The 24954-nt window shown below is 60.7% G+C and carries 19 protein-coding genes; 9 read left to right on the top strand and 10 right to left on the bottom strand.

Translation table 11 applies throughout. The features are described from left to right. The first annotated feature begins 20 nt into the window (after positions 1-20). Positions 21-1010: an alpha/beta fold hydrolase gene (locus VFN25_RS02790; protein WP_325138589.1), complete on the top strand. Its 990-nt coding sequence runs from the start codon at positions 21-23 to the stop codon at positions 1008-1010. Then, entirely contained in the window at positions 1007-2194 is a 1188-nt protein-coding gene (gene metB / locus VFN25_RS02785; RefSeq protein ID WP_325138587.1) for a cystathionine gamma-synthase, read from the top strand. The genes VFN25_RS02790 and metB overlap by 4 nt, the downstream gene beginning before the upstream one ends. Before the next feature lie 108 nt (positions 2195-2302). On the opposite strand, the gene rnk is transcribed toward metB, so the two are convergent. Next, the gene (gene rnk, locus VFN25_RS02780) at positions 2303-2719 is read right to left on the bottom strand and encodes a nucleoside diphosphate kinase regulator (RefSeq protein WP_325138585.1); all 417 of its coding nucleotides are present in this window, start codon (positions 2717-2719) and stop codon (positions 2303-2305) included. A gap of 102 nt (positions 2720-2821) precedes the next feature. Then, a complete protein-coding gene (locus VFN25_RS02775; protein WP_325138583.1) occupies positions 2822-3748 on the bottom strand; it encodes a LysR substrate-binding domain-containing protein in 927 nt (308 codons plus the stop codon). 138 nt (positions 3749-3886) lie between these two features. Between VFN25_RS02775 and VFN25_RS02770 the strand changes: the two genes are divergently transcribed. The 6 genes from VFN25_RS02770 to prmC all read left to right on the top strand — a co-directional run bounded on the left by VFN25_RS02770 (position 3887) and on the right by prmC (position 14177). Beyond that, on the top strand, positions 3887-4429 hold the full coding sequence (locus VFN25_RS02770) for a peroxiredoxin (protein ID WP_325138581.1): 543 nt from the start codon (positions 3887-3889) through the stop codon (positions 4427-4429). A 286-nt stretch (positions 4430-4715) separates the two neighbouring features. Beyond that, positions 4716-5255: a carboxymuconolactone decarboxylase family protein gene (locus tag VFN25_RS02765; protein ID WP_325138579.1), complete on the top strand. Its 540-nt coding sequence runs from the start codon at positions 4716-4718 to the stop codon at positions 5253-5255. Positions 5256-5414: 159 nt separating this feature from the next. After that, positions 5415-8411, top strand: a complete 2997-nt coding sequence (locus VFN25_RS02760; protein WP_325138577.1) for a VIT domain-containing protein — start codon at positions 5415-5417, stop codon at positions 8409-8411. Positions 8412-8572: 161 nt separating this feature from the next. Next, complete coding sequence (locus tag VFN25_RS02755; protein ID WP_325138575.1) at positions 8573-9124, top strand: Pycsar system effector family protein; 552 nt, start codon at positions 8573-8575, stop codon at positions 9122-9124. Between the two features lie 92 nt (positions 9125-9216). After that, positions 9217-13329 (top strand): hypothetical protein, encoded by a 4113-nt coding sequence (locus VFN25_RS02750; RefSeq protein ID WP_325138572.1) that lies wholly within the window; start codon positions 9217-9219, stop codon positions 13327-13329. After that, positions 13326-14177 carry a peptide chain release factor N(5)-glutamine methyltransferase gene (gene prmC / locus VFN25_RS02745; RefSeq protein WP_325138570.1) on the top strand — a complete coding sequence of 284 codons (852 nt, stop codon included), beginning with the start codon at positions 13326-13328 and terminating at the stop codon, positions 14175-14177. The genes VFN25_RS02750 and prmC overlap by 4 nt, the downstream gene beginning before the upstream one ends. A gap of 27 nt (positions 14178-14204) precedes the next feature. Here prmC and dxs read toward each other — a convergent pair whose 3' ends face one another. Next, a complete protein-coding gene (dxs, locus tag VFN25_RS02740; RefSeq protein ID WP_325138569.1) occupies positions 14205-16097 on the bottom strand; it encodes a 1-deoxy-D-xylulose-5-phosphate synthase in 1893 nt (630 codons plus the stop codon). Between the two features lie 342 nt (positions 16098-16439). Here dxs and VFN25_RS02735 point away from each other — a divergent pair, with 342 nt between their 5' ends. Beyond that, positions 16440-18008: a GNAT family N-acetyltransferase gene (locus VFN25_RS02735; protein ID WP_325138567.1), complete on the top strand. Its 1569-nt coding sequence runs from the start codon at positions 16440-16442 to the stop codon at positions 18006-18008. Positions 18009-19163: 1155 nt separating this feature from the next. Here VFN25_RS02735 and VFN25_RS02730 read toward each other — a convergent pair. From VFN25_RS02730 to modA, 7 genes are all read right to left on the bottom strand, one after another. After that, the gene (locus tag VFN25_RS02730) at positions 19164-19757 is read right to left on the bottom strand and encodes an HNH endonuclease (RefSeq protein WP_325138565.1); all 594 of its coding nucleotides are present in this window, start codon (positions 19755-19757) and stop codon (positions 19164-19166) included. A gap of 126 nt (positions 19758-19883) precedes the next feature. Further along, positions 19884-20369: a GNAT family N-acetyltransferase gene (locus tag VFN25_RS02725; RefSeq protein ID WP_325138563.1), complete on the bottom strand. Its 486-nt coding sequence runs from the start codon at positions 20367-20369 to the stop codon at positions 19884-19886. Between the two features lie 12 nt (positions 20370-20381). Further along, positions 20382-22172, bottom strand: a complete 1791-nt coding sequence (locus tag VFN25_RS02720; protein ID WP_325138561.1) for an acyl-CoA dehydrogenase C-terminal domain-containing protein — start codon at positions 22170-22172, stop codon at positions 20382-20384. Positions 22173-22200: 28 nt separating this feature from the next. Then, on the bottom strand, positions 22201-22644 hold the full coding sequence (locus VFN25_RS02715; RefSeq protein WP_325138559.1) for a hypothetical protein: 444 nt from the start codon (positions 22642-22644) through the stop codon (positions 22201-22203). Positions 22645-22710: 66 nt separating this feature from the next. After that, a complete protein-coding gene (locus tag VFN25_RS02710) occupies positions 22711-23379 on the bottom strand; it encodes an ATP-binding cassette domain-containing protein (RefSeq protein ID WP_325138556.1) in 669 nt (222 codons plus the stop codon). Continuing rightward, positions 23372-24064 (bottom strand): molybdate ABC transporter permease subunit, encoded by a 693-nt coding sequence (modB, locus tag VFN25_RS02705; RefSeq protein WP_325138554.1) that lies wholly within the window; start codon positions 24062-24064, stop codon positions 23372-23374. The genes VFN25_RS02710 and modB overlap by 8 nt, the downstream gene beginning before the upstream one ends. After that, entirely contained in the window at positions 24061-24882 is an 822-nt protein-coding gene (gene modA, locus VFN25_RS02700) for a molybdate ABC transporter substrate-binding protein (RefSeq protein WP_325138551.1), read from the bottom strand. The genes modB and modA overlap by 4 nt, the downstream gene beginning before the upstream one ends. Positions 24883-24954: the final 72 nt, after the last annotated feature.

Genomic DNA, 24954 nt, shown 5'->3' with positions numbered 1-24954 from the left:
ACGCAACGGCAGAGGGTGTCATGGCAGTTACACAGATCAATCAAGCACAAAGCGAGGGCGATTGTCCTTCTCCTCAACGCGAGGTCCTGCGCCTGCGCGAGTTCAATCTCGCCTGCGGGCTGAAGCTCGGCAATGCTGCGCTGGCCTGGCAGTCATGGGGGCCGCATCTGGCACCTGTGGTAATCGTTCTTGGCGGTATTTCTGCCGACCGCGACATCGGAGACTGGTGGTCGGCGCAATGCGGGCCGGGCCGAGCACTCGATCCGCGCAGACAGCGCCTTGTATCGATCGACTGGATCGGTGGCTCGGATGCTTCGAGCGGGCCGCGCAACGATGAAGATTTCGTGCCAATCGACAGTCTCGATCAGGCCCACGCGATCCTGCAGTTGCTGAATCATCTTGGCCTTGCGCAGATCGATGCGGTGATTGGCGCCTCCTATGGTGGTTGCGTCGGTCAGCATCTGGCCAGCCTGCTGGGCAATCGACTCGGACGCCTGATCGTGATCGGAGCCGCGCATCGGGCCAGCCCGTGGGCATTGGCTCTGCGCACCTTGCAGCGCGCCGGAGTCGAGTCGGCACGTACGCCCGAGGATCGCCGCTGCGCATTGGCCCGCGCCCGCCAGCTCGCCGTACTCGGTTATCGAACGCCGGCCGAGCTTGAAGACCGTTTCGGTGAATGCGATCCGACCATCGGCGTGCTCGGATGGCTGGCTGCGCATGGCGATCGTTTTGTCTCGCGCTTCAGCGCGGCGAGTTTTCTGTGTCTTTCACGCTCGCTGGATCATCATCAGAGCGAACCCGAGACGATTCGTGCGACCACCACGGTGGTTGCGATTGCCGAGGATCTGCTGGTGCCGCTGTCGTTGGCCAACGAACTGGTTCGTCGAATTGGCCGTGATGCCGGATTGGCGACGATTTCCTCTCCCTATGGGCACGATGCCTTCATCAAGGAAGAAGCCCGGATTTCATCGATCATCCAATCCAGTCTTGACGTGGAGATAGCCGCATGAGCACCACTTGCCCAGCCACCCAGGCCGTTCGCGCCGGCATTGATCGCGATCCCGCGTTCGGTGCGGTGATTCCGCCACTCTATCTCTCCAGCAACTTCAGTTTTGCCGGGTTTGGCGAGAAGCGTCAGTATGATTATTCGCGATCCGGAAACCCAACTCGTGACACTCTGGCCGGCGCACTGACCGAGCTGGAAGGTGGAGCAGGGTGTGTTGTCACGGCATCCGGAATGGCAGCGGTCACTCTCGTTGCTGCCTTGCTTGATCCGGGTGACCTGCTCGTCGTGCCGCATGATTGCTATGGCGGCACCTGGCGCTTGTTCAACGCGCAGTCCGCCAGAGGTCAGTATCGCGTGGCCTTTGTTGATTTCCACGATCCTCTGGCGCTAGCCGCTGCACTGGCTGAAAGGCCGAAACTGGTCTGGATCGAAACGCCATCGAATCCATTGTTGCGGATCACCGATATCCGCCATGTGGTCGAGTCGGCACACGCCGTGGGTGCCTTGACCGTGGTTGACAACACGTTTCTCTCTGCGGTGCTGCAACGCCCTTTCGAGTTCAACGCCGATATCGTGGTTCATTCAACCACCAAGTACATCAATGGCCATTCCGATGTCGTCGGTGGTGCCGTGCTTTGGCGTGATTCCGGGATTGGCGAAAAAATTGCCTGGTGGTGCAATTGTCTGGGAATTTCCGGCGCCCCGTTCGACAGCTATCTGACCTTGCGCGGCCTGCGCACGCTGAAGGCGCGACTTGCCGTGCATGAGACGAATGCGCGGGCGCTGGCGACACTGCTCGATCAGCACCCGTCCGTAAGCGCGGTGCACTATCCCGGATTAGCCACGCATCCTGGCCACGCCCTGGCCAAACGCCAGCAGGCGGGTTTCGGCGCCATGCTCAGTTTTGAACTGAAAGGTGGCGAGACGGCGGCGCGAATTCTTGTCGAGGGTCTCAAGTTATTCACGCTCGCCGAGTCGCTGGGCGGCGTCGAGAGCCTGATCTGCCACCCGGCCGGCATGACCCATGCGGCGATGACAGCCGAGGCGCGTCATCGTGCAGGTATCGCTGACGGATTGTTGCGGGTATCGGTTGGCATCGAAGATGAAGCGGATCTGCTGCAGGACTTCGGGGCCGCACTCGATCGCGTTGCTGCATCGACTCGCTCAGCTGCGACTTCGGCGGCCTGAGCCAGGCACGGGCGTCCGTGACCAGCCCGGCTTGACAAGTCGGGCTGGTACGCGGTTTCTCACTGAGAAGTGTTTGTTTGCATGCGCGCGATGACGCATGGTTTTCAATCAGCGGTGAAATTCACCGCTGGCTTCAGGTTGGTAGGAAATGGCTGTGATGCGCAAACGCAAATCACGTCCATTCGGAACCTTCCAGGCGATCGATTGGCCGACGCGCAGACCGAGCATGGCACTGCCGACCGGAGCAAAAACCGAAATCTTGTTGGCGCTGCTGTCAGCATCGCGTGGATAAACCAGACTGAGCTCACGCGATTCGCCATTGTTTTCGTCAACAACGCTCGCTGTCGAGTTCATGGTGATTACATCGTCAGGCATTTCCTTGGGATCGAGCACGTTCGCCCGGGCCAATTCGGCACTCAGGAGTTTCGCTCCCGCCGAATCGCGGTGCTGCTGAAGCTCAAAGAGCTTTTCGATGCGCTCAAGGTCAAGACTCGAGACGACGATGGGTGGCGCATTGGTGTTCACGATGATTCCAGAATGGGTAGGGGAAATGTTGCCCGGTAGATAAAGCTAGCCTATACCGAAGACATACTCAATGCAGTTCGCCGGCGGATCCATGCGCATTGGTCAATCTGGAGGCTGCGGTTGGCGGTAAGGATCAAACAATGATTCCGGCAATTGTTGAAAGAGGGTGGCAAAACTCTGCAGAAAGTGGTGCATTGCCGAGCTTTTTCGCCAGAGCATGGCGATATGGCGACTTGGCGGACGCCCACGAAATTCGATCAGACGCACATGGTCAACCTGAGGCACCGGTGGCTTTACCGCCAACGTGGGCAGCAGGGTGATGCCGACATTCGCTGCGACCATCTGGCGCAATGTTTCAAGGCTGGTGGCGCGGAAGCCGCTGCGCTCGCCAGCTCCGGCCAATTGACAGACCTCGAGTGCCTGATCGCGCAGGCAATGTCCTTCTTCGAGCAGGAGCAGGTTCTGGTTGGTCAGGTCATCAAGCACGATCGATTTCTGCCTGGCCAACGGGTTGCTCTCGGGTACGGCCAGCACGAACGGCTCGTCGAACAGCTTTTCGATGTGTAATTGCTGATCGTGGATCGGCAACGCCAGAATCACCGCATCGAGCCGCCCTTCGCGCAACTGGCCGAGGATAACTTCGGTCTTCTCCTCGACCAGAAGCAGCTCCAGGCGCGGATAGCGATCGCGGATCGCCGGTACGACATGCGGCAACAGGTACGGCCCCAGCGTGGGAAAGATGCCGAGTCGCAGCGCGCCTGATTCCGGATCCAGGGTGCGCCGGGCAATCACCCTGATCTGTTCAACCTCATTGAGGACGTCGCATGCACGTTGCACGATTTCGCGCCCGACTTCGGTCAACAACACCTTCCGCGGCGTGCGCTCGACCAAAGTCACGCCAAGCTCATCTTCCAGCTTCATGATCTGGGTGGACAAGGTCGGCTGGCTGACAAACGTTGCTTCGGCCGCTCGGCCGAAGTGCTTGTACTCGGCGAGAGCGACCAGATATTGCAAATCACGCAGGTTCATCGCGGCGTCCTGATCATTGATCAAAGCTATCGATACAATCCTAACAATCAATTGGATTGATTGAAACAAGATCGATATGATTGTCGTCGTGGTTTGGCAAAAGCCGATCGTTTACTCATCCAACCCAAGGAGATTTCCATGCTGACCGTCGGAGACAAGTTTCCCGAATTCAATCTGAAAGCCACCGTTTCGATCGAAAGTGTCGAAAAGGCGTTCATGAATATCGACAACAATACGTATGCAGGCAAGTGGCTGCTGGTGTTCTTCTATCCCAAGGACTTCACCTTTGTCTGCCCGACCGAAATCAAGGGTTTCGGCGACCTGAACAGCCAGTTTGCCGATCGCGACACCCAGGTGCTGGCCGCCAGTACGGACAGCGAGTTTGTCCATCTGGCCTGGCGCAGAGACCACAGGGACCTCAAGGACCTGCCGTTCCCGATGCTCGCCGATACGGCCAAGCGCCTGACCACGGCGCTGGGCATCCTTGACGAGGAAGAGGGCGTGGCCAAGCGCGCGACCTTCCTGGTCGACCCGAATGGTGTGATCCAGTTTGCCTACGTGACCGCCGGCAGCGTCGGCCGCAATCCGCAGGAAGTGCTGCGCGTCCTTGATGCCCTGCAAACCGACGAGCTCTGCCCGTGCAACTGGAAGAAGGGCGACGACGTGCTCAAGGTTGCCTGACCCGGCATCGGAGAGTGTCCCGGCAGTTTGCCGGCGGCGGAATGTCGCAGCCCTTGAGCCGGGGAAAGTCATCCCCAGATCATGTGGACGCTCTCCAGGGTAATGCATCGCAGCCAGTGCTGCGCATTGCCCGACTGTCAGGACGGCGTCGTACCTCCCCTCCCCACGACGTCGTCCCGGGCAGCGGGTTCCTCCCCGAACTCGCTGCCCCCTTTTTTTTCCGACCATCGATTCTTGATCCGGCAGTGCCCGGTCGTTTCCGGCTGCCGACTTGCAGGAGAAAACCATGAACCTCAATGACATCAAGGCGACCTTGCCCGACTACGCCAAGGATCTGCGCCTCAATCTCGATTCGGTGCTCAGCGAATCCGGTGCGCCCGGCCTGAATCCGAAGCAGATCGGAATCATCGCCATGGCCAGTGCGATTGCCTCACGGCATGCACCGCTGACTTCGGCGATCACCGCGCAATTCGCCGATACGCTGAGCGAAGCAGAAGCCAACGCGGCCCGCGCCGCCGCCGCGATCATGGGCATGAACAATATCTATTACCGCTTCAATCACCTGGTCGGTGACGAGGAATACGGCAAGCTGCGCGCCAGTCTGCGCATGAACGTGATGGCCAACCCCGGCTGCGAAAAGGTGGATTTCGAACTTGCTTCGCTGGCCGTCTCGGCGATCAACGGCTGTGGCCTGTGCCTTGAATCGCACGAAAAGACCTTGCGCAAGCATGAAGTGCCGGTATTGACGATCCAGAGCGCGGCGCGCATTGCTGCCGTGATCCATGCGGTTGCTGTCACCAGCGAACAGGCTGAAGCCGCTGCTTGACGATCTGCACGCGGTCAGGTGGCGTGACGATTGCGCCACTTGATCAGCGTTGCCTCAAGCCGGAGATTTCGACTCGCATTCACCCCGATATCGACACGTTTGCGTTGGAATCACTTGCAACGTCCAGCGTTGCCTCATTCCTTCATTGGCGCGAATCCCATGAATGCATCGATATCGTTACGGGTTTTCCTTTTTTCCTTATTTTTGTCGCTTGCCGCACAGGCACAGACGCAGACCATCGCGATTGATCCACAGCCGCTGCCAGCGCCGATCAACCTCGATATTGGCAAGTCGGGCAAACCGATCGAGCTGAAATCGCTGGATCTGCGCACCGAGATTGTTGGCGGTCTGGCGCGTACGCGCGTCGAAATGCTGTTTGCCAATCCGAATGATCGCGTGCTTGAAGGCGAGCTTCAGTTTCCGCTGCTGGCCGGTCAGGAGATCGACGGTTTCGCCCTCGATATCGACGGCGAGCTGCGCGAAGCCGTGCCGATCGAGAAGGCCAGGGGCAAGGAGGTTTTCGAGGAGGTCATCCGCCGCCGGGTCGATCCGGCTCTGCTCGAAACCACCCGCGGCGAAAATTTTCGCTTGCGCGTCTATCCCTTGCCGGCGCACGGCACGCGCCGTGTGGTTCTGCACTACAGCGAACGTCTCGATATTTCGAAAGGCCATTATCGCTATCGACTGGCTCTCGCCCACGCGCAAACCCTGCCGAGGTTCTCGCTCGATGTGCTGGTTGCCTCCGCATCCGGCGCGCCGAGTGCCGCAGTGCCCGGCGACAATGCGCTGACCCTTCGCCCAAGTGGGATCTGGTATCGCGGCGAAATCCATCGCGAGGCTTTCAAGGCCCGCGGCTGGATCGAGATTGCGATTCCCGATGGCGGCGCGGACTCGGCTGTGGCGACAGTCAGCGTACTGCCATGGCGGGGCGACAATTATCTGCAGGTCGACGCGCCGCTGACGATTCAGCGGTCCGCGCGCAAATTGCCGATCCGGGTCGCCATCGTCTGGGACAGTTCGATGTCGGGTCGGCTCCGAGATCACGATGCCGAGTTCGCTCTGCTCGATGCCTATTTCAACGCCATGCGCAACGGCAAGGTCAGTCTGATTGGCCTGCGCGACGTTGCCGAGCCGGCGCGGATGTTCACGATTGCCAACGGTGACTGGAGTGCGCTAAAACGTGCATTGCAGGCGACGGTTTATGACGGCGCCTCGAATCTTGAAAGCTGGAACATCGGTGCCGGAATCAACGAGGTGCTTTTCTTCAGTGACGGTCTGGGCAACTACGGTTCCAGCATCGACGCGACGCCGGCCAGACATCCAGGTTTGCGCATCTACCCGGTGCTCGCTGCGGCATCGGCAAATCGTGCGAGCCTGCGCCAGTTGGCGCGCAATGTTGGCAAGACCGGTACTGGCAACCTGATCGATCTGCTCGGTGATCGCGACAAGGCGATCGATTCCCTGCTGCAGTCCCGCACCCAATTCGCCGTGACCGACTTCAGTGGCGTTGTCGATCTGCAGGTAGACGAGCAGGCTCTGGCCAACGGTCGTCTGCGTCTGGCCGGAAAAATTCGCGGCGAACCCGGGCAGACACTCGAACTTCCGCTACGCGATCCGGACGGGAGCGTCCGTATCCTTCGGCTGCCGATTGGCAAGACTGCGCCCGATGCGCGATCGAATGCCGAAGCGCCACTCGCAGCGCGTCTGTGGGCGCGCCTCAAAATCGGGCGACTTGATGGTGACTTCCACAACAATCGCGCCGAGATTCGTCGCCTCGGTCTTAGCTATGGACTGGTCACTCGCGAAACCTCGCTGATCGTGCTCGATGACGTGACCGATTACGTCAATCACGACATCGTGCCTCCGCCGTCGCTGCGCGCGCGCTATGACGAGTTGCAAGCAGCCAATCTCGGTCGCAAGCGCGATCAGCTGAATGCCCATATTGCGCAGATCGTCGCCCAGTATCAGGACAAGATCGAGTGGTGGAAGCGTGATTTCCCGAAGACCAGCGAAGTGCACGTGCTGGCCAAGGAGGAGAACGCGGCGGAGCTTGAATCGGAAAGGATGCTCGAATCCCGCCCGGCGCCGATGCCGGCACCGTCAGCGCCAGCACCAGCACCAGCACCAGCAGCGGATATCGCGCCGATGCGAATGGCTGCGGCGGAGGTCGCCATGCGCGGTGAAAGCAGGTCCAAGTCGGACAAGCGCAGCGACAACCGCTCACCGGAGTCGGCGCCCGCCATCCGCATTGGCCTGAGGAAGTGGACGCCGGATGCGCCGTACCTCGCGCGCCTGCACGATGCCGCCGATGCCGACCTCTACGCGATCTATCTCGATCAGCGCGCCGAATGGATCAACAGCAGTGCCTATTATCTGGATGCCGCCGATGTGCTGATCGAGCGCAAGCAGGCCGCGCTCGGCTTGCGCGTGCTGTCGAATCTCGCCGAGATGGATCTGCAGAACCGCGCGATCCTGCGCATCCTCGGCTATCGCTTGCTGCAAGCGGGCATGCCCGCGCTTGCCGTGCCGCTGTTCGAGCAGGTCCGCGATCTGGCTCCGTTCGAGCCGCAGTCTTTCCGCGATCTCGGCCTCGCCTATGCCGAAGTCGGTGAGTATCAGAACGCCGCCGATGCACTGTATGAAGTCGCCAGGCGCGAATGGGATGGGCGCTTCGCCGAGGTCGGCCTGATCGCCTTGACCGAGATGAACGCCTTGATTGCGACCCATCCGGGTGAGATCGACACAAAGCGATTCGACGAGCGCCTGCTGCGCAATCTGCCGGTCGATCTGCGCGTCGTCCTCAACTGGGATGCCGACAACTCCGACATGGATCTGTGGGTCTCCGATCCGAACGGCGAGCGCGCCTATTACGGCAACCGCCTGACCCGCCAGGGCGGGCGCATGTCGGCTGATTTGACCTCCGGCTATGGCCCCGAAGAATTCATGCTGAAAGCGGCGATGCCGGGCAAGTACAAGGTTGAGGCGAATTATTTCGGCAACCGCCAGCAACTGGTTTCTGGCAGCGTGACCCTGCGCCTGGCGCTGATCACCGGCTTCGGCGCGCCAAACGCAAACGAACAATCGGTCATCCTGAGTCTCAAGCATAGGCAGGAAACCGTGCTCGTCGGCGAGTTCGAGGTCGGCCAGCGCGACTGATGTCTTGCAGACTTCGCAGGAGCGTGAATGCGCTCCTGCGAAGACGCAAAGGATTGCCGGTCGCGATCAGGGCTACGCTTCCCTCGCTAACCGCTCACGGCTAACCGCTCACCGAAACGTCCGGGTTAAGATGCGCGCAGCCCCAGAACCGGAACCGCCCAATGAGTGACGCAGCGAAACCGCCACTGACTTACGCGCAGATTCCAGAGCGCAGCACGGCCGACAATGTCATGCGTACGGCGCAGCAGCACCATGTGCAGCTGTCGGCGATGGCCGATACCAAGGCCAATATCATCATCACCGTGACCTCCATCGTCCTGACCTTGTCGTTGGGACGCTTGGCCGACCCCGTTTTGCGCGTTTCCGTACTGATTCTTGCCGGCTTCACCCTGGTCGCCTTGCTCCTGGCCATTCTCGCCGTATTGCCAAAGTACCGCCCGATACGGATCAAGGGCGATCAATTGCCGCCGGATTTCAACATTCTCTTCTTCGGCCACTTCGCCGAGCTGCCTCGCGAGCGCTATCTGGTCGAGATCAACAAGGTGCTGATGCCTGACGGCTCGCCGTACAAGACCTGGGCTGTCGATCTTTACTCGCTCGGCGTTTATCTGTCGCATCACAAGTATCGTTACCTGCGCTACAGCTATCTGTTCTTTCTGACTGGATTCGTTCTGGCCTGTCTGGTCCAGGGTTGGCAATTGCTGACGCACTGACGCCGATTCGTCGTGCAAGTTTTGCGCAATCGACCCCGCGATGGGGGTGCACACGTTGCATGAATCACCGAAACAACATCAGGGAGCGGATCATGCGGGCAATCATCTTGTTGTTGGCTTTGTTCACGAGCGCCGTCGTTGAGGCAGCGACACCGGCGGTTCCGGCGAATCTTGATGCCTGGCGTGGCTGGGTGCTCAAGGATCAGGAGTTTCGTAATTGTCCCTTGATTGCCGGCAGCCGGGGCGCGTCAGCGGCCGAATTTCTGTGCAGTTGGCCGGGTGACTTGAAGATCGACGCGGGTGCCAACGGCGCGGCGATCCAGCAGCGCTGGCATGTCGAGGTCGATGGCTGGGTGCCGCTGCCAGGCAGTCATCAGCATTGGCCGCAACAGGTGACCGTTGATGGCAGACCGGCGGCCGTGGTCGACAGGACCGGACCGAGTGTATGGCTGGCTGCCGGTGATCACGAACTGCGCGCGCAGATGAGCTGGGCGGATCGCCCACAAAGCTTGCAGGTACCGGCATCGATCGCCCTGGTCAGCCTCCTGGTCGATGGCAAGCTCGTCGCTCCGCTGCAACGCAGTGGCAACCAGCTCACCCTGGGCCGCGGCGCGGCCATCGCCGTTGAAGCCGACCGTGTCGATCTGCATGTATTTCGCCTGTTTCGCGATGACATCCCCGGCGAGCTGACCACCCGTATCCGCATCGATGCCTCGGGCCAGGCTCGCGAAGAAACCTTCGGGCCAGCCTTGCCTGAAGGTTTTGTGCCGCTCGCTCTGCAAAGCGATGCCTGGCCGGCACGGCTCGATGACGAGGGCATCCTGCACGTGCAGGTGCAGCCTGGCAGCAACACGGTCACTCTGACTGCGCGGGCTGCCGCACCGGTCACCGAGCTGACCGCACGCGTTCCCGGCAAGTGGGCAGCGCAGGAGATCTGGAGTTACGAATCGGTGCCGGCTCTGCGTGTGACCAGCATCAGTGGCGTGCTCCAGGTTGATCCGCGCCAGGCTGATGTGCCGGATGAGTGGGCTGGTTTTCCGGCCTACGCGATGAATGACGGCGATCACCTGAGCATTGAGCAACGGTCGCGCGGGCTCGATGAGGAAGTCGCCAATCGGCTCAATCTGCAACGCGAGATCTGGCTGGATTTCTCCGGCAATGGCTGGTTTGCCAAGGATCGACTTGGCGGGATGATGCAAAGTGGCTGGCGTTTCGATCTGGCTGCGCCCTTTTCACTGCAGCGCGCGCAAGTCTTGAACAGTCGTGACGGCAATGACGCCTTGCTGATCACCAAAGGCGACAAGCCGGGACTGAGCGGCGTCGAGTGGCGCACTGCACAGGTTTCTCTTGGCGCAGGCCTGCGGGTCGATTCGGCCGCGCACTCGATGCCGGTCAGCGGCTGGCAGCAGACCTTCGACCAGGTCGCCACGACGGTACATTTGCCGTTCGGCTATCGATTGATTGCAGCCCCCGGCACCGATCAGGCCAGTGGAAGCTGGATGTCGCGCTGGACCCTGCTCGATGTGTTTCTCGCCGCGATCATCATCCTGCTCGGCGCGCGATTGTTCGGCTGGATGGGTGGCGCGTTGACCGCGTTGTATTTGCTGCTCGGCTATCAGGAAGGCGGCTCGCCGCTGTGGACCCTGCTCTGCGTGTTTGCCCTCGGCCTGATCCTGCGTGCCTTGCCGCAGGGACGCCTGGCCAGCGCGACCGCGCTCGTGCGCATCGCCGCGGTCGTCGTGTTGTTGATGTTCGCGCTGCCATTCGCGGCCGGACAATTGCGCCTGGCCTTGTATCCGCAACTCGAATCGCAGGGAGTAGCGGTCGATTTTGCGCAAACCGCCGAATTCGACGGGCAAGCTGATGGGTTTGCGGCCCAGGAAGCCGCGCCGATGATGGAAGCGCCGATGCCGGTTGCGCCGCCACCGCCAGCTCCGTCAGCGGGTCGCGAGTATTCGAAATCACGGGCGGCAAAGCTGAATTCCACGGTTGCCTCCCTGTCGGCCATGCAAAGGCAGGAGTCAATCAGCAAATACAGCCAATCCACCGTGGTCCAGACCGGTGCCGGCGAGCCGGGTTGGCGCCTGGGTTCGACCTATCGATTGAGCTGGAGCGGACCCGTGCTTGCGGATCAGCAGGTGCACATGCTGATTGCCTCGCCATGGATGGTGCGATTGCTGCGAGTGCTGCTGGTCGGCGCACTGGCCTGGTTGCTCTGGCGCATCGTGCGCGGCACATCCTGGCGCTGGCGAGCAAGCCGGGTCAATACCGTGGCCGGTGTGCTGATGCTTGGAGTTTCGCTGCTCTGCATTCCGCTGGCCCAGGCTCAGGATTATCCGTCGGAGGCCCTGCTGCAGCAGTTGCAAGCGCGTTTGACTGAAGCGCCACAATGTGCGCCGCAATGTGCCAATCTTGCCAATGCCGAGATATCCATCAGCGGCGATCAACTGCGCGTGGCACTGGAAATTCACGCGCTCGCTCGCGTCGCGGTGCCAATCCCTGCGGATGACAAGTCGCTGTCGGTGCGTTCGATCACGATCGACGCTGGCAGCAACGAGGTCGTGCTCAGCCATTCCGGAAAATCCTGGATCGCCATCGATCGTGGCGTGCATCGCGTCGTATTGAACTTTGCGATCAGCGGCGATCGCATTGCTCTGGCATTTCCGATGACTCCGGAGCGCGTGCGCGTTGCCGGTGACGCCTGGCAGGCCAGCGGACTCGCTGATGAGCGCCTGTTGACCGAAACCCTGACCCTGGTGCGTGCGCGTGCCGACAAGGGCGAGGAGTTGGCGATTACGGCGCAGCGCTTTCCGCCTTACGTGCGCGTCCATCGCTCATTGAGTCTTGATCTCGATTGGCGCGTGCAGAATACGGTCGAGCGCCTGGCGCCGCGCGATGGCGGATTTGCCGTCAATCTGCCGCTCATTGCCGGTGAGCATGTGTCGACGCCCGGGCTCAAGGTGCGCGATGGCAAGGTCACCATCGGACTCGGCGACGGTGAGGTGCAGGCAACCTGGCAAAGTACCCTGGAGCAAACTGAAAGCCTGGCCTTGAGCGCCCCCGATCTTGGCAGCCATGCCGAGGTCTGGAAGATTCTCGTCAGCCCGACCTGGCATGTCGAATTCAGCGGCGTGCCCGAAAGTGGATCGAGTGCTGCCGGTGCAAGCGGCGACTATCATGAGTTCGAGTTCCACCCCTTGCCCGGTGAAACGCTGACATTGCGCGTGAGCAAGCCTGCAGCCGTCGACGGTGCGACCCGAGCCATCGATTCGTTGAACCTGAGCAGCGATTTCGGGCTGCGCGCGCGGACGCATGCGCTGAAATTCGACATGCGTGCCAGCCAGGGTGGCGAACAAGTCATCAGCCTGCCGAAGGATGCCGAGCTGCTGACGGTGACCCGCGATGGCGTGAACATTGGTGCGCGAATGCTCGACGGCAAACTCAGCCTGCCGATCAACCCCGGCGCGCAGAAATACGATGTGCGCTTCCGCGAAAACGCCGAGATGAGCTCGCGCATCGTGACGCCCGAGGTTTCGCTTGGCTTGCCCGCGGCGAATGTCTCGCTGGCTATCAAGCTGCCGAACGACCGCTGGTTGCTTGCCGCATTCGGGCCGCCCGTCGGGCCGGCGGTATTGTTCTGGGGCGAATTGCTGGTCGCCATCCTGCTTGCCTGGTTGCTTTCGCGCTGGCGCAAGGGGCCGCTGCGCTTCCATCACTGGCTGCTGCTTGTGCTCGGATTTTCAACCTTTTCCTGGCTGGCCTTGCTGGTGGTTGTCGGCTGGCTGTTCGCACTCGACTGGCGTGCGCGCACGGCACCTGAGGCCAACTGGAAATTCAATCTGGCCCAGCTCGGATTGGTCGTACTGAGCCTGATTGCGCTGGTCTGCCTGTTCGAGAGTATCCGCAATGGCCTGCTCGGTTCGCCCGACATGGTCGTGCGCGGCAATGGCTCCTATGCCAACCAGTTGCAGTGGTTTGCCGATCGCAGCATTGACGCGCTGCCAGACGCCAGCGTGATTTCGTTGCCGCTTTCGGTCTACAACGTGGTCATGCTGTTCTGGGCGCTCTGGTTGGCCTGGGCCGTGGTCGGCTGGTTTCGCAACGGCTTTGCGGCGTGGATGAGCGGAGGCTACTGGCGGCCGTGGCGCAAGCCGGCCAATGCGGACATCGATCTGCCGGAAGCTGTGCCGCCAGCGGTCGAATGATGGCGTCGATCAGCGAAATCCTGGCCGCGGCAAGTCGGCCCGGTGACGTCGAATGGCGTCACGAGGCCGAGATCCTGCTCGGCCATGTCTTGCAGCGGGATCGCGCGTGGTTGTTCACGCACGCAGATTTCGTTCCTGATTCGGAGCAGGCGAAGCGGTTTCAGGATCTGCTTGAAGCGCGCCTGCGTGGCGAACCAGTCGCCTATCTGATCGGACGTCGCGGTTTCTGGACGCTTGATCTTGAGGTGACACCGGACGTGCTGATACCACGCCCTGAAACCGAACTGCTGGTCGAGCTCGCCCTTGAGCGCATTCCGCTTGATGGCGAATTCCGCGTCGCCGATCTCGGCACCGGTTCGGGCGCGATTGCGCTTGCAATCGCCAGCGAGCGACCGCGTGCGCGCATCCTCGCGACTGACGCCAGCGCTTCGGCCCTGGCGGTTGCGCGGGCCAATGCCGAACGCCTCGGCATCAGCAATGTCGAGTTCGCCGAAGGCAATTGGTGCGAGGCACTGGGCTCACGCCGCTTCGACCTGATCGTTTCCAATCCACCCTATATTGCCGCCGATGATGTCCATCTGGGGCAAGGCGATCTGCGCCATGAACCGGCCTCGGCGCTGGCTTCGGGAGCCGATGGTCTCGATGCCATCCGCAGCATCGTCGATGCGGCGCCGCGCCACCTCGTCAATCAGGGCTGGTTGTTGCTCGAACATGGTTACGAGCAAGGTCAGGCGGTCCGCAGTCTTCTTCAACAATACGGGTTGGAAAAAGTACAAACGTGGTCAGACGTTTCCGGTCACGATCGCACAAGCGGTGGGCGAATTCTGCAAGAGCCCGATCAGGGGTGAGATTCCCGTTCGGATTGAGAGTCTGACTCAACCCGCGCTGCGCATCGCAGCAATTGGAATCAACTCGGCAAAGCGAGCGCGAATCGATGCTTCAATTCCGCCATCGTCGAGGCCGGATTCGGCGAGCAATTCCTCACGGCTGGCATGTTCGAGATAGCTGTCAGCGAGGCCGAGATGGAGGATGGGCAGGGTGATTCCATGCGCGGCGAGCAACTCGGCAATCCCGGCACCGGCACCACCGGCAATCGCGTTGTCTTCGAGGGTCACGAACGCATCGTGGTTGCCAGCCAATTCCAGAATCAGGGCCTGATCCAGCGGTTTGACGAAACGCATGTTGACCAGGGTTGCATCGAGGGTTTCGGCAACGCGCGCGGCTGGCGCGACCAGCGCACCGAAGGCAAGCAGGGCGATCCGCTGGCCATGACGGCGCAGATCGGCTTTGCCAATTGGCAGGGTCGACAGGTTTTCATCGACAGCGACGCCGGTGCCAGTGCCGCGGGGGTAGCGAACGGCGGCGGGCCCATTGTGTGCGAAGCCCGTGCTCAACAGCTGATGGCACTCGTTTTCATCGGCCGGAGCCATGACAACCATGTTCGGAATGCAGCGCAGATAGGAGAGATCGAAGCTTCCGGAATGAGTCGCGCCATCGGGCCCGACCAGTCCGCCACGATCGATCGCGAACAACACATCGAGATTCTGCAAGGCGACGTCGTGGATCAGCTGGTCATAGGCACGCTGCAGGAATGTCGAATAGATAGCGACAACCGGTTTGGTGCCCTCGCAGGCCATACCGGCGGCCAGGGTCACGGCGTGCTGCTCGGCAATGCCGACATCGAAGTAGCGCTCTGGGTACTCCTTCGAGAATCGTACCAGTCCCGAGCCTTCGCGCATGGCCGGGGTAATCGCATACAGGAGCGGATCGGCGGCGGCCTGGGCGCATAGCCAGTCACTGAAGATTTCCGTGTACGTCGGCTTCGCGGCAGCCTTCTTGGTCAAGCCCTTTTCCGGATCGAATGGGCCAACCGCGTGATAGTTGATCTGTTCGCGCTCGGCCGGCGCGTAGCCCTTGCCCTTGGTCGTGATCACGTGCAGAAGCCGCGGCCCGTCGAGCTCTTTCAACGTGCGCAAGGCCTGCACGAGTTGCGGAATGTCGTGGCCATCGATCGGGCCGGTGTAGTGAAAGCCGAGTTCTTCGAACAGCGTGCTCGGCATGAACATGCCCTTGGCGTGTTCTTCCCAGCGTTTGGCGAAGCGCCAGGCAATGCCCTCGTGCTTCATCATCTTCTTGCCGCCCTCGCGAATCCGATTGAGCGTGCGACTCGACATCAGGCGTGCCAGCATCTGGGTCAATGCGCCGACGTTCTCGCTGATCGACATCTGGTTGTCATTGAGGATCACGAGCATGTCGGGTTTGACATCGCCACCGTGGTTGAGCGCTTCGTAGGCGAGACCGGCGGTCATCGCACCATCACCGATGACGGCGACGACTTTGCGCGGATCGCCCCTGCGCTGGGCGGCAATGGCCATGCCGAGTGCGGCGCTGATCGAGGTTGAGGAGTGGCCGACGCCAAACGTGTCGTATTCGCTCTCTTCGCGACGCGGGAACGGCGCCAGGCCATCTTTCTTCTTGACCGTGGTGATGCGGTCACGCCGACCGGTCAGGATTTTGTGTGGATAGCATTGGTGGCCGACATCCCAGACCAGACGATCATTCGGCGTATCGAACAGATAGTGCAGGGCAACGGTCAACTCGACCACGCCCAGGCCCGCACCGAAATGCCCTCCCGAGCTGGCAACAGATTGAATCAGGTAATCGCGAACCTCGTCGGCGATTTCGCCAAGCTCGTGCTCGGGAAATTCGCGCAACTGCGCTGGGTTGTCGATGCGCGAAAGGCGCGGATAGCGGGTGGAGTCGATCATCAGGTGCCACGAAAGCGGACAGATGCCTATTTTCGGCTACCCGGGAGGGCGGGGCAAGGAACGTGTTCTGAACGGACGCGGGCGAAAAAGGGCCCAATGCGGTAGAACGCCCGTCGGAATTGCCCGATAACAGCCAGTCTGACCGGGATATTGGCCTGCCGATGGGCAGTGATTGGTGCCGGAAATGCCGTGGATACGGCTTGTTTCATTGCGTTCGCACCGCGATGAACCGATTTTTCGGCAGGCACTATGCGCTGGCGCCTACAGCAAGACCAGCACGGGAAAATCCGTGGCTGCGACAAGATGTCTTGATATTTGGTGTCAAACTAGTGAATCAGAACGATGGAGCCGAAGCCGATGCCGACCGACAAGAAAGCCAAGTTGATCCTGCGCAATGCCCAGTTGAGTGATATTCCGCAACTTGCCGCTTTGACGGCCAAGGTTTACGGCAAGAATCTCGGTCATTCGGCGGATATGCTTCGCGGACAGCAGGCACGATTCCCGGCCGGACAGTTTGTTGCCGAATATGAAGGCAATATCGTCGGATTCTGCGCGACGTTTCGCATCGATGAAGAAACCGCGATGGCGCCGCATACCTGGAACGAGATCACTGGCAGCGGCTACGCATCGCGCCATGACCCGGAAGGCGACTGGTTGTACGGAATGGATGTCTGTGTCGATGAAGCGTTCCGTGGTTTGCGCATCGGCCGACGCATGTATGCCGCGCGCAAGAAATTGTGCCGGGATCTCGGTTTGCGCGGCATCGTTTTTGGCGGCCGTTTGCCGGGTCTGGAAAAGCGCATCAAGGCCGTAGGATCGGTCGAAGCCTACGTAAAAGCCGTGCGAGAAGGTCGTCATCGCGATCCGACCATGAGTTTCCAGTTACGCAATGGTTTTGAATTGCTCGGCATTCTCGAACGCTATGTGCCCGATGATCGCGAATCGATGGGTTATGCGGCGCATCTCGCCTGGCGCAATCCGGATCGCCACGACCAGCCGAAAACGCCAACGCCATTGAACTCGATGGGATTTCCGGATCGCGTGCGCGTGGCCACGATCCAGTATCAGCAGCGACGTATCGACAGTTTCGAGAAGTTCGCCCAGCAGGTCGAATACTTCGTCGATATCGCGGCCTCTTACGACTCGGACTTCGTCGTCTTCCCCGAGTTGATGACCCTGCAACTCCTCTCGATCGAAAACTCTCCATTGCCCTCAGTCGAGGCCGTGCGTCGCCTCACCGAATACACGGGGCAAGTAAAGGACCTCTTCAGCGGCTTGGCGGTGCGCTACAACATCAACATCATCGGCGGCTCGCACCCGACAGAAAATGCACAGGGTGCAATGCGCAACATCTGCTATATCTGCCTGCGGGATGGCTCGGTGCATCAGCAGGAAAAGATCCATCCGACCCCGAACGAGCGCAGCTGGTGGGGCATCAAGGGTGGTCACCAGGCGTCGACAGTGCAGACCGACTGCGGCCCGATCGGGGTGATGATCTGCTACGACTCGGAGTTCCCGGAACTCGCCCGTCACCTCGTCGATCAGGGCGCGCTGATCCTGTTCGTACCTTTCTGTACCGATGAACGTCAGAGCTACCTGCGCGTGCGCTACTGCGCGCAGGCGCGTGCGGTCGAGAACCAGTGTTACGTGGTCATGTCGGGCAACGTCGGCAACCTGCCCGGCGTCAACAACTTCGACATCCAGTACGCACAAAGCTGCATCCTCACGCCCTGCGATTTCCCATTCGCGCGCGATGGCGTGGCCGCCGATTCAACGCCGAATACCGAGATGGTCCTGTTTGCCGACCTGCGTCTTGAGGACCTGGCCCGCGCGCGCAACAACGGCACCGTGCAGAACCTCAAGGATCGTCGCCATGATCTTTACCAGCAGCGCTGGATGAAGAAGGAGTAAGTGTCGACTGACCTTGTCTCTGCAGCGGTCGCCTGATCACAAGTTTCGTCATTGATTGACGGTTTCGCAAAGCTTGGTGATCGATTCGCTGGTGCAGCAGGGACAAGCTCGTTTTGCCGACGTTTCGGCAAGCGCAGGACAGTTTCGGTTGCGCAGAGGCAAGGCTCCAATTCCTGGATTCATGTTGATCTTTATGCCGCTTCGCGGCACGGCATCCATGCCGGGTTTTCACTCGCGTCCCGACCTCTCGTCGCCCCTACGGTTTTCAACAGCCGAATGGCTGGTCAGGCACGGGCCGAGTGACTTTGCTCTTGTGAAGCACGCTCCTTCGTCGCGCGGCATCCCTGCCTTTTTTCACTCGCCTCCGGGCGAGCGAGTCACTTCTCTCTGAGTGGCCAAAGAGAAGTAACCAAGAGAAAGGCCACCCCACACTCGCGCCTTACGCACAGTCCCTGTGCTCCAGGTGCGCGAGGCCGCTCCGGGGTTCGCCGACAGTCCATCCATGGACTGGCGTCGAACTGGCCCACTTCCTGTGGGCCATCCTTCGGACAATTCCTCCGCAGCCTCGCCGCGATCGAGGGGACCCCGTTGAGCGCGCATCCTGCGCGCCAAAGCCAAAGCCAAAGCCAAAGCCAAAGCCAAAGCCAAAGCACGTTCTCGCGGGATTCTGCTTCGTCTTGGCTGCGCAGGATGCGCAGTAAATGGGCCCCCTATGTAGCGGCGGAGTGGCGCAGGAAAGGCCCGGAGGGTGGCTCGCAGGGATGCGAGCCAGTTGGCTGCCAGTCCATGGATGGACTGTCAGCCAACCCCCGGAGCCGCTTCGCGAAGTCGGAGGGCAGGAGCCCGCAGACCGCTGCATCGGGGTGGCCTTCTCTTTGGTTACTCTTCTCTTGGCCACGCAAGAGAAAGTAACTCGCTCGCTGGAAGCGAGTGAAAAAAGGCATGGATGCCGCGCGACGAAGAAGCGTGCTTTAAAGGTGCAAAGACAGGGGGGAAACCAGTCATTCGCCTGCAATGAAGCGCCTCTTGCCTGCGCAAGGGCGACGAGCGCAAGCTGAAATCACTCGAATTCGTATGCCCCTGAAGGCTCACTTTATTTAAAAGTTGCGATCAAAAGGCAGTTCCCCGCGCAGGGGCAATCAGCGGAGTTCGAGCCTACTGAGGTCGACGCTTCTTCGGCAGGTGGTTGACGAGGAATTCCATTTGATCGGCGAGGATGTTGCGATTCGACAGAATCAGATGCTCGACCCAACTCGGCTTGTAGGGCACGGCGAGCAGCGGCATGTGCGCTTGCTGTGGCGTACGCGAGCCTTTCTTGACGTTGCAGTGCAGGCAGGCGGTGACGACGTTCTGCCAGTGGTCGCGGCCACCCTTGGAAATGGGAATCACATGGTCGCGGGTCAGCTCGCCGCGCGAGTAGTGCATTCCGCAGTACAGACAGATCATCCGATCACGGGCGAACAAGGCGACATTGGTCAACGCCGGTGCGGGAGCGATGGCATTGCCGCGTGCCTGGCCAGTAGTGGCGATGATCGGATGCAGTTCGAGCGTGCTTTGCTCGCCGCTATGCCGATTGGTGCCGCCGCGAATCGTCAGGCAGGGGTCGCCGAGCGTCCAGGAAATTGCGCCACGTACGTAGAGGCAGGTTGCATCCTGCCAGGAAATCCAGTCCATGATGCGGCCCGTTGCGTCCAGCGAAAGGACGCGGGTGCCATGGATGGTTCCAATTGTTCGCACTTCCGCCAGCATTCCTGACTCCTGTTCAGCGCCGAATCCAACATCGGCATTCTGCGTTGCGCGAGCGGAAGAATAGACCAAGTTACCGGCCGATGTGCAGTTCGGCTTGATTCCGGTCCCGCTGGAAACAAGGTGAAATCAACGCAACGGCTTGGTCATGCGTACCAGTTCGATAGCAAAGCCGAGTTTCTCGTAGATCTCGATGGCGCGCTTGTTGCCCGGAAATACGGCGAGCTGCAGGTGGCGATAGCGGCGCTCGCGGGCCCAGCGTTCAGCGTAGGCAAGCAAAGCCCGGCCGATGCCTTCGCCGTCATGCTTCTTGTCGACGGCGAGATCGGAGATATGACAGTTCTGGGTATCGCTGAAGGTGTCCTTGACGGTTTGCAGATGGATAAAGCCGACCCGCTCGCCGTCATCATTTTCGGCAACGAAAACATGCGTACCTGCGGATTGCTCGAACAGGTGTCGGCCGATATCCAGTTTGATGTGCTCGGCGCATTCACGCGGTCGTCGCCAGGGCGGCAGGTCGAAACCTTCGACGAATCGGGGCACGAGGTCGAGGATGAATTCGTCATCATCGGCCTCGGCAAGGCGGATATGGATATTGGCTACAGAATCCATCATGTGTCCCTGAGTTTATCCAAATTGTGAATCAGGCATGGCCATCAGTGTATCTGCACCGGCGCGAATTGCAGCACCATGGGTGTGGATTCGCGGCAGGATACGGGTGAAATAGAATCGTGCGGTATGCCGCTTGGCTTCCTTGAATGCGTCGGGTTGCGGCGAGCTGTCAAGCGCGGCGACGCTGCGCGCCCAGCAGTAGGCGAGGGCGACATAGCCGGAATAGAACAGATAATCAACCGCTGATGCTCCGACTTCTTCGGGGTTCGCCTTGGCCTTTACGGCGATCTCCTGGGTCAGATCGCTCCACTCCTTGGTCACGATGGCCAGTGGCGCAATGAACTCGCCGAGTCCGGTCTTGTTGGCATTTTCCTGGCAGAAGGTCGAGATCTCGCCGAGGAAATGCTTGAGCCCGGCGCCTTGCAGATGCAGGATCTTGCGGCCGAGCAGATCATTGGCCTGGATCTGGGTTGTGCCTTCATACAGGGTGGTGATGCGCGCATCGCGAGAAAACTGTTCGACGCCGGTTTCAACGATGAAGCCGTGACCGCCAAAGATTTGCACGGCATCGTAGGTCGATTCCTGGGCCAGTTCGGTGAGCAGGCCCTTGACGATCGGAGTCAGGAACGAGACCAGCTCCTCGCCACGTTTGCGTTCATTCTCATCCACGGCGTGGGTGGAGATATCGTGCTGCATGTAGGCATACAAGGCGAGCACGCGACAGCCTTCGGCAAACGATTTCTGGGTCAGCAGCATGCGCCGCACATCGGCATGGACGATCAGCGGATCGGCCGGCTTGTCCGGATATTTCGGCCCGGTGGCGGCGCGCATCTGCAGCCGGTTGCGTGCGTATTCTAGCGAGGCCTGGTAGCCACGCTCGATCTGGCCGAGGCCCTGCACACCGACCGCCATGCGCGCGGTATTCATCATCGTGAACATCGCCGCCAGGCCCTTGTTCGGGCCGCCGATCAGCCAGCCTTCGGCTTCGTCGAAATTCATCACGCAGGTAACCGAGGCGTGGATGCCCATCTTGTGCTCGATCGAGCCGACTGTCGCCGAATTGCGCTCGCCGACCTTGCCCTGCTTGTCGACTTTGAACTTGGGCACGATGAACAAGGAGATGCCTTTCACGCCAGGAGGCGCATCGGGCAGGCGCGCAAGCACGAGATGGATGATGTTGTCGGTCAGATCGTGCTCGCCGGCGGTGATGAAGATCTTGGTGCCGCTGATCCGGTAGCTGCCGTCGGCATTCGGTTCGGCCCTGGTCTTCAGCAATCCCAGATCGGTGCCGCATTGCGGTTCGGTCAGGCACATCGTGCCGGTCCAGCGACCCTCGGTGATCGGGGTCAAAAAGGCATCTTGCTGCCACTTTTCACCGTGAACCTTGAGCGCCTCGCTGGCACCGTGCGAAAGCATCGGAAAATTGCTCCACGACATGTTCGCCGCGTCGATCATCTCCTTGACGATGACGCCGATCGACTCGGGCAATTCCTGGCCGCCAAATGCCGTCGGTGTGGTCAGCGCGGGCCAGCCACCTTCGACATAGGTTGCATAGGCTTCCTTGAAGCCTTTCGGTGTGCGGACGCTGGCCGTGGCCTTGTCCAGCGTGCAGCCTTCCTGATCGGCGCTGGCGTTCAGCGGGGCAAGCACCTGCTCGGCAAATCGTGCGGCTTCGTCGATCACCGCGTCGACAATGTCGGGCGTGGCCGACTCGAAGCCGGGCAGGCGCTGGAACAGGGCCTCGGCGCCGAGCACCTCGTTGAGGGCAAAACGGATGTCCTGGATGGGTGCCTTGTAGTCAGTCATTTCAGTTCCTGGAAGTGTCTGGTAGGTGTTAGCGCCAGGTGTCGACGAGGCCGGGGGCCGGGCTCAGACGACTCTTGCGCTCGAAGTTGAAATTGCCTTTTGGCTCGCTGCTGGAAATCTTCCCATGCAACCGATAGGCGAAGTCGCCGGCTTGCGGTCGCGTGCTGGATAGCGGAATCATGTCGGTTTCAAAAACGTCGGCACTCTCGCCGGGGATATCGAGCTTGAGTGGAAGCGTGATCGAACCGACTTCGCTATCAGCGATTTCGAGCTTGGCATCGATGGCGCTGAAGGTCATCGAGACGTTGCTGAAGTTCTGCACGCGAATTCGCAGATGCCAACTGCCGTCAGGGCGAACGGATAGCTCCTGGATGCTGGCCGTTGGCGGGCTGACGCGTTTGACCGGGCCACTCCCGCAGGAGGCCAAAAAGAAACTGACAACCATGAGGGCCAGGACATTGCGCAGAGACATGATTCATCCTCAAACGATCGTTTCAATCGCATAGCCTAACGCGTCGACAGCAGACAGGAAAGCAGATCAGGCGCGTTGTGCAGAAAAGGCGGCGATGTCCCATCGGGCCGTCATCGCGCCTGCACGCAGGCCAATGACTTCGTCAGCCAGTGCGATCACTTCATCGGCTTGATGCGATACAAGCAGACTGGCAATGCGCAACTCCTGCTTGAGTGCGCGCAGATGATCGAGCACCTGGACCCGGGCCTCGCGATGCAAGCCGGTCAGCGGTTCGTCAAGCAACAGGATGCGTGGCTCCGAAGCCAGCGCCCGCCCGATCGCCACGCGCTGGCGCTCGCCGCCCGAGAGATTTTGCGGGCGGCGATCGAGCAGAGGCCCAAGTTCAAGCAGCTCGACGAGAAGATCGAAGCGGGTCGTCGTGCGCCGCCGCGCCTGCGCGCCGTAGAGCAGGTTGGCGCGCACACTCAAATGCGGAAACAGGCGGCCATCCTGGAACACATAGCCGATCTCACGGGACGCCGCCGGCATATTGATGGAGGCGTTGGTATCGAACAGGGTCTGATCATCGAGAACGATACGACCGCGCTGCGGCGCAAGCAGACCGGCGATGGCATTGAGGATTGTCGTCTTGCCGGCGCCGGAATCGCCAAACAGGGCGAGACAGCGGGCCTCCGAGACGAAATGGACATCAATATCCAGATCCGCCAGCGAATGCTTGATCGACAGTTCAATCATCGCGTCGCCGTCCCCACAACGAGCCGCCGAGGATCGCTGCGCCAATGGTCGCGGCGAAGGCGACTGCCAGGGCGACCAGGGTCAGGCGTTGCACGCCGCCATCGTCACCGGAAAGACTCATCAATTCGTAGATAGCTATCGGCAAGGTGCGGGTTTCGCCCGGAATGCTCGAAACGAAGGTGATGGTTGCGCCGAATTCGCCAAACGCACGCGCAAATGCGAGCACGCTGCCGGCGATGATGCCGCGCATCGACAAGGGCAGAACAATGGTGACAAATCGTCGCCAGGGCGAAGCGCCCAGCGTTTCGGCGGCGCGCTCGAGGCGTCGATCAAGATTGTCGAAGGCAACTCGAATCGACAGCACCAGCAGTGGAAAGCCCATCACCGCGGCAGCCAGTACCGCCCCGGTCCAGCGAAACGCAAAAACGATGCCGATCTCGGCCAGCCATTCGCCGATCCAGCCGTGGCGACCGAAAAGGACGAGCAGGGCATAGCCGGTAACCACCGGCGGCAGAGTCAGCGGAAGAAACATCAGGGCTTCGAGCAGCAAGCGCCCGGGAAATCGTCGCCGCGAAAGCAGCCAGGCCAGGCCAAGGGCAAACGGCAATGAAACGATCACGCTGAGCGTGGCGACACGCAGGCTGAGTGAAAGCGCCTGCCATTCGTCGGGTGACATGGCCGTCATTTGCGCAGATCGTCGAAGCCGAACCGCATGAAAATGGCCCCGGCTTGCGGTGAGCGCAGCAGTTCAAGGAGTTGACGACCGGCGGCGTTGTCGCCCGCCTCAAGCAAGGCGATCGGGTAGATGATCGGAGGATGGGTTGATGGCGGAAACGTATCGACGACGCGGACCCGGCTTTCGGAAACCGCATCGGAGCGGTAGACGACGCCGAGCGGTGTCTCGCCCCGTGCAACAAAGCTCAGGGCTGCGCGCACGTGCGTGGACGGAACCAGACGTGATTCGACCGATGTCCAGACGCCGAGTGAGATCAGCGCCGCTTTCGCATATCGGCCTGCTGGCACGCTGTTCGGCTCACCGATGGCCAGTCGGCCTTGTGGCCCAAGCGCGCCAACAAGGTCGAAGCCGGGGGCGATGTGCAGTGAAATGGAACTGTCCTTCGCGGCAATCAGGACCAGGCCATTGCCAAGCAGCTTGCTGCGACTGCCGGCGACGAGCTTGCCGCGCTTCTCGACATGGTCCATCCAGTCCGGATCGGCTGAAACAAAAAGCGCTACCGGTGCGTCGTGTTCAATCTGCCGAGCCAGTTGCGATGAGGCTGCGTAACTGACCTTGATGTCGGCAATGGCGCGCGCTTCGGGCGAAGCGATGATTGTGTCGAGTGCAGGCTTGAGACTGGCGGCAGCGAAGACCAGCAATTCCGCTGCCTGGGCTGCTGGCGCAAGCAGGGCCAGGCAAATTCCGCCGAGCAGGAACAGCCGGCGCCAGGCCGCCGGCCACCGCCATGCCGGCAGTGGCTTTCGATGTGCAATGTGGCTTCTCACGGTTGCGTTCACCTGGGCTGTCTACTGGCCTGTATCCCGGACAAGATCATCATCCGGGTTTGACCGTCAATC

The organism is Dokdonella sp., assembly GCF_035703485.1.
Lineage (GTDB): Bacteria > Pseudomonadota > Gammaproteobacteria > Xanthomonadales > Rhodanobacteraceae > Dokdonella.
Note: the sequence above shows the minus strand (reverse complement) of the source record. Positions and strands in the feature narration are given on the sequence as shown.

What these genes read in the sequence shown, in the direction of transcription:
- VFN25_RS02790 (WP_325138589.1), top strand. Translation starts at nt 21, where the DNA reads ATGGCAGTTACACAGATCAATCAAGCACAAAGCGAGGGCGATTGTCCT.
- metB (WP_325138587.1), top strand. Translation starts at nt 1,007, where the DNA reads ATGAGCACCACTTGCCCAGCCACCCAGGCCGTTCGCGCCGGCATTGAT.
- VFN25_RS02775 (WP_325138583.1), bottom strand. Translation starts at nt 3,748, where the DNA reads ATGAACCTGCGTGATTTGCAATATCTGGTCGCTCTCGCCGAGTACAAG.
- VFN25_RS02770 (WP_325138581.1), top strand. Translation starts at nt 3,887, where the DNA reads ATGCTGACCGTCGGAGACAAGTTTCCCGAATTCAATCTGAAAGCCACC.
- VFN25_RS02765 (WP_325138579.1), top strand. Translation starts at nt 4,716, where the DNA reads ATGAACCTCAATGACATCAAGGCGACCTTGCCCGACTACGCCAAGGAT.
- VFN25_RS02760 (WP_325138577.1), top strand. Translation starts at nt 5,415, where the DNA reads ATGAATGCATCGATATCGTTACGGGTTTTCCTTTTTTCCTTATTTTTG.
- VFN25_RS02755 (WP_325138575.1), top strand. Translation starts at nt 8,573, where the DNA reads ATGAGTGACGCAGCGAAACCGCCACTGACTTACGCGCAGATTCCAGAG.
- VFN25_RS02750 (WP_325138572.1), top strand. Translation starts at nt 9,217, where the DNA reads ATGCGGGCAATCATCTTGTTGTTGGCTTTGTTCACGAGCGCCGTCGTT.
- prmC (WP_325138570.1), top strand. Translation starts at nt 13,326, where the DNA reads ATGATGGCGTCGATCAGCGAAATCCTGGCCGCGGCAAGTCGGCCCGGT.
- dxs (WP_325138569.1), bottom strand. Translation starts at nt 16,097, where the DNA reads ATGATCGACTCCACCCGCTATCCGCGCCTTTCGCGCATCGACAACCCA.
- VFN25_RS02735 (WP_325138567.1), top strand. Translation starts at nt 16,440, where the DNA reads ATGGAGCCGAAGCCGATGCCGACCGACAAGAAAGCCAAGTTGATCCTG.
- VFN25_RS02730 (WP_325138565.1), bottom strand. Translation starts at nt 19,757, where the DNA reads ATGCTGGCGGAAGTGCGAACAATTGGAACCATCCATGGCACCCGCGTC.
- VFN25_RS02725 (WP_325138563.1), bottom strand. Translation starts at nt 20,369, where the DNA reads ATGATGGATTCTGTAGCCAATATCCATATCCGCCTTGCCGAGGCCGAT.
- VFN25_RS02720 (WP_325138561.1), bottom strand. Translation starts at nt 22,172, where the DNA reads ATGACTGACTACAAGGCACCCATCCAGGACATCCGTTTTGCCCTCAAC.
- VFN25_RS02715 (WP_325138559.1), bottom strand. Translation starts at nt 22,644, where the DNA reads ATGTCTCTGCGCAATGTCCTGGCCCTCATGGTTGTCAGTTTCTTTTTG.
- VFN25_RS02710 (WP_325138556.1), bottom strand. Translation starts at nt 23,379, where the DNA reads ATGATTGAACTGTCGATCAAGCATTCGCTGGCGGATCTGGATATTGAT.
- modB (WP_325138554.1), bottom strand. Translation starts at nt 24,064, where the DNA reads ATGACGGCCATGTCACCCGACGAATGGCAGGCGCTTTCACTCAGCCTG.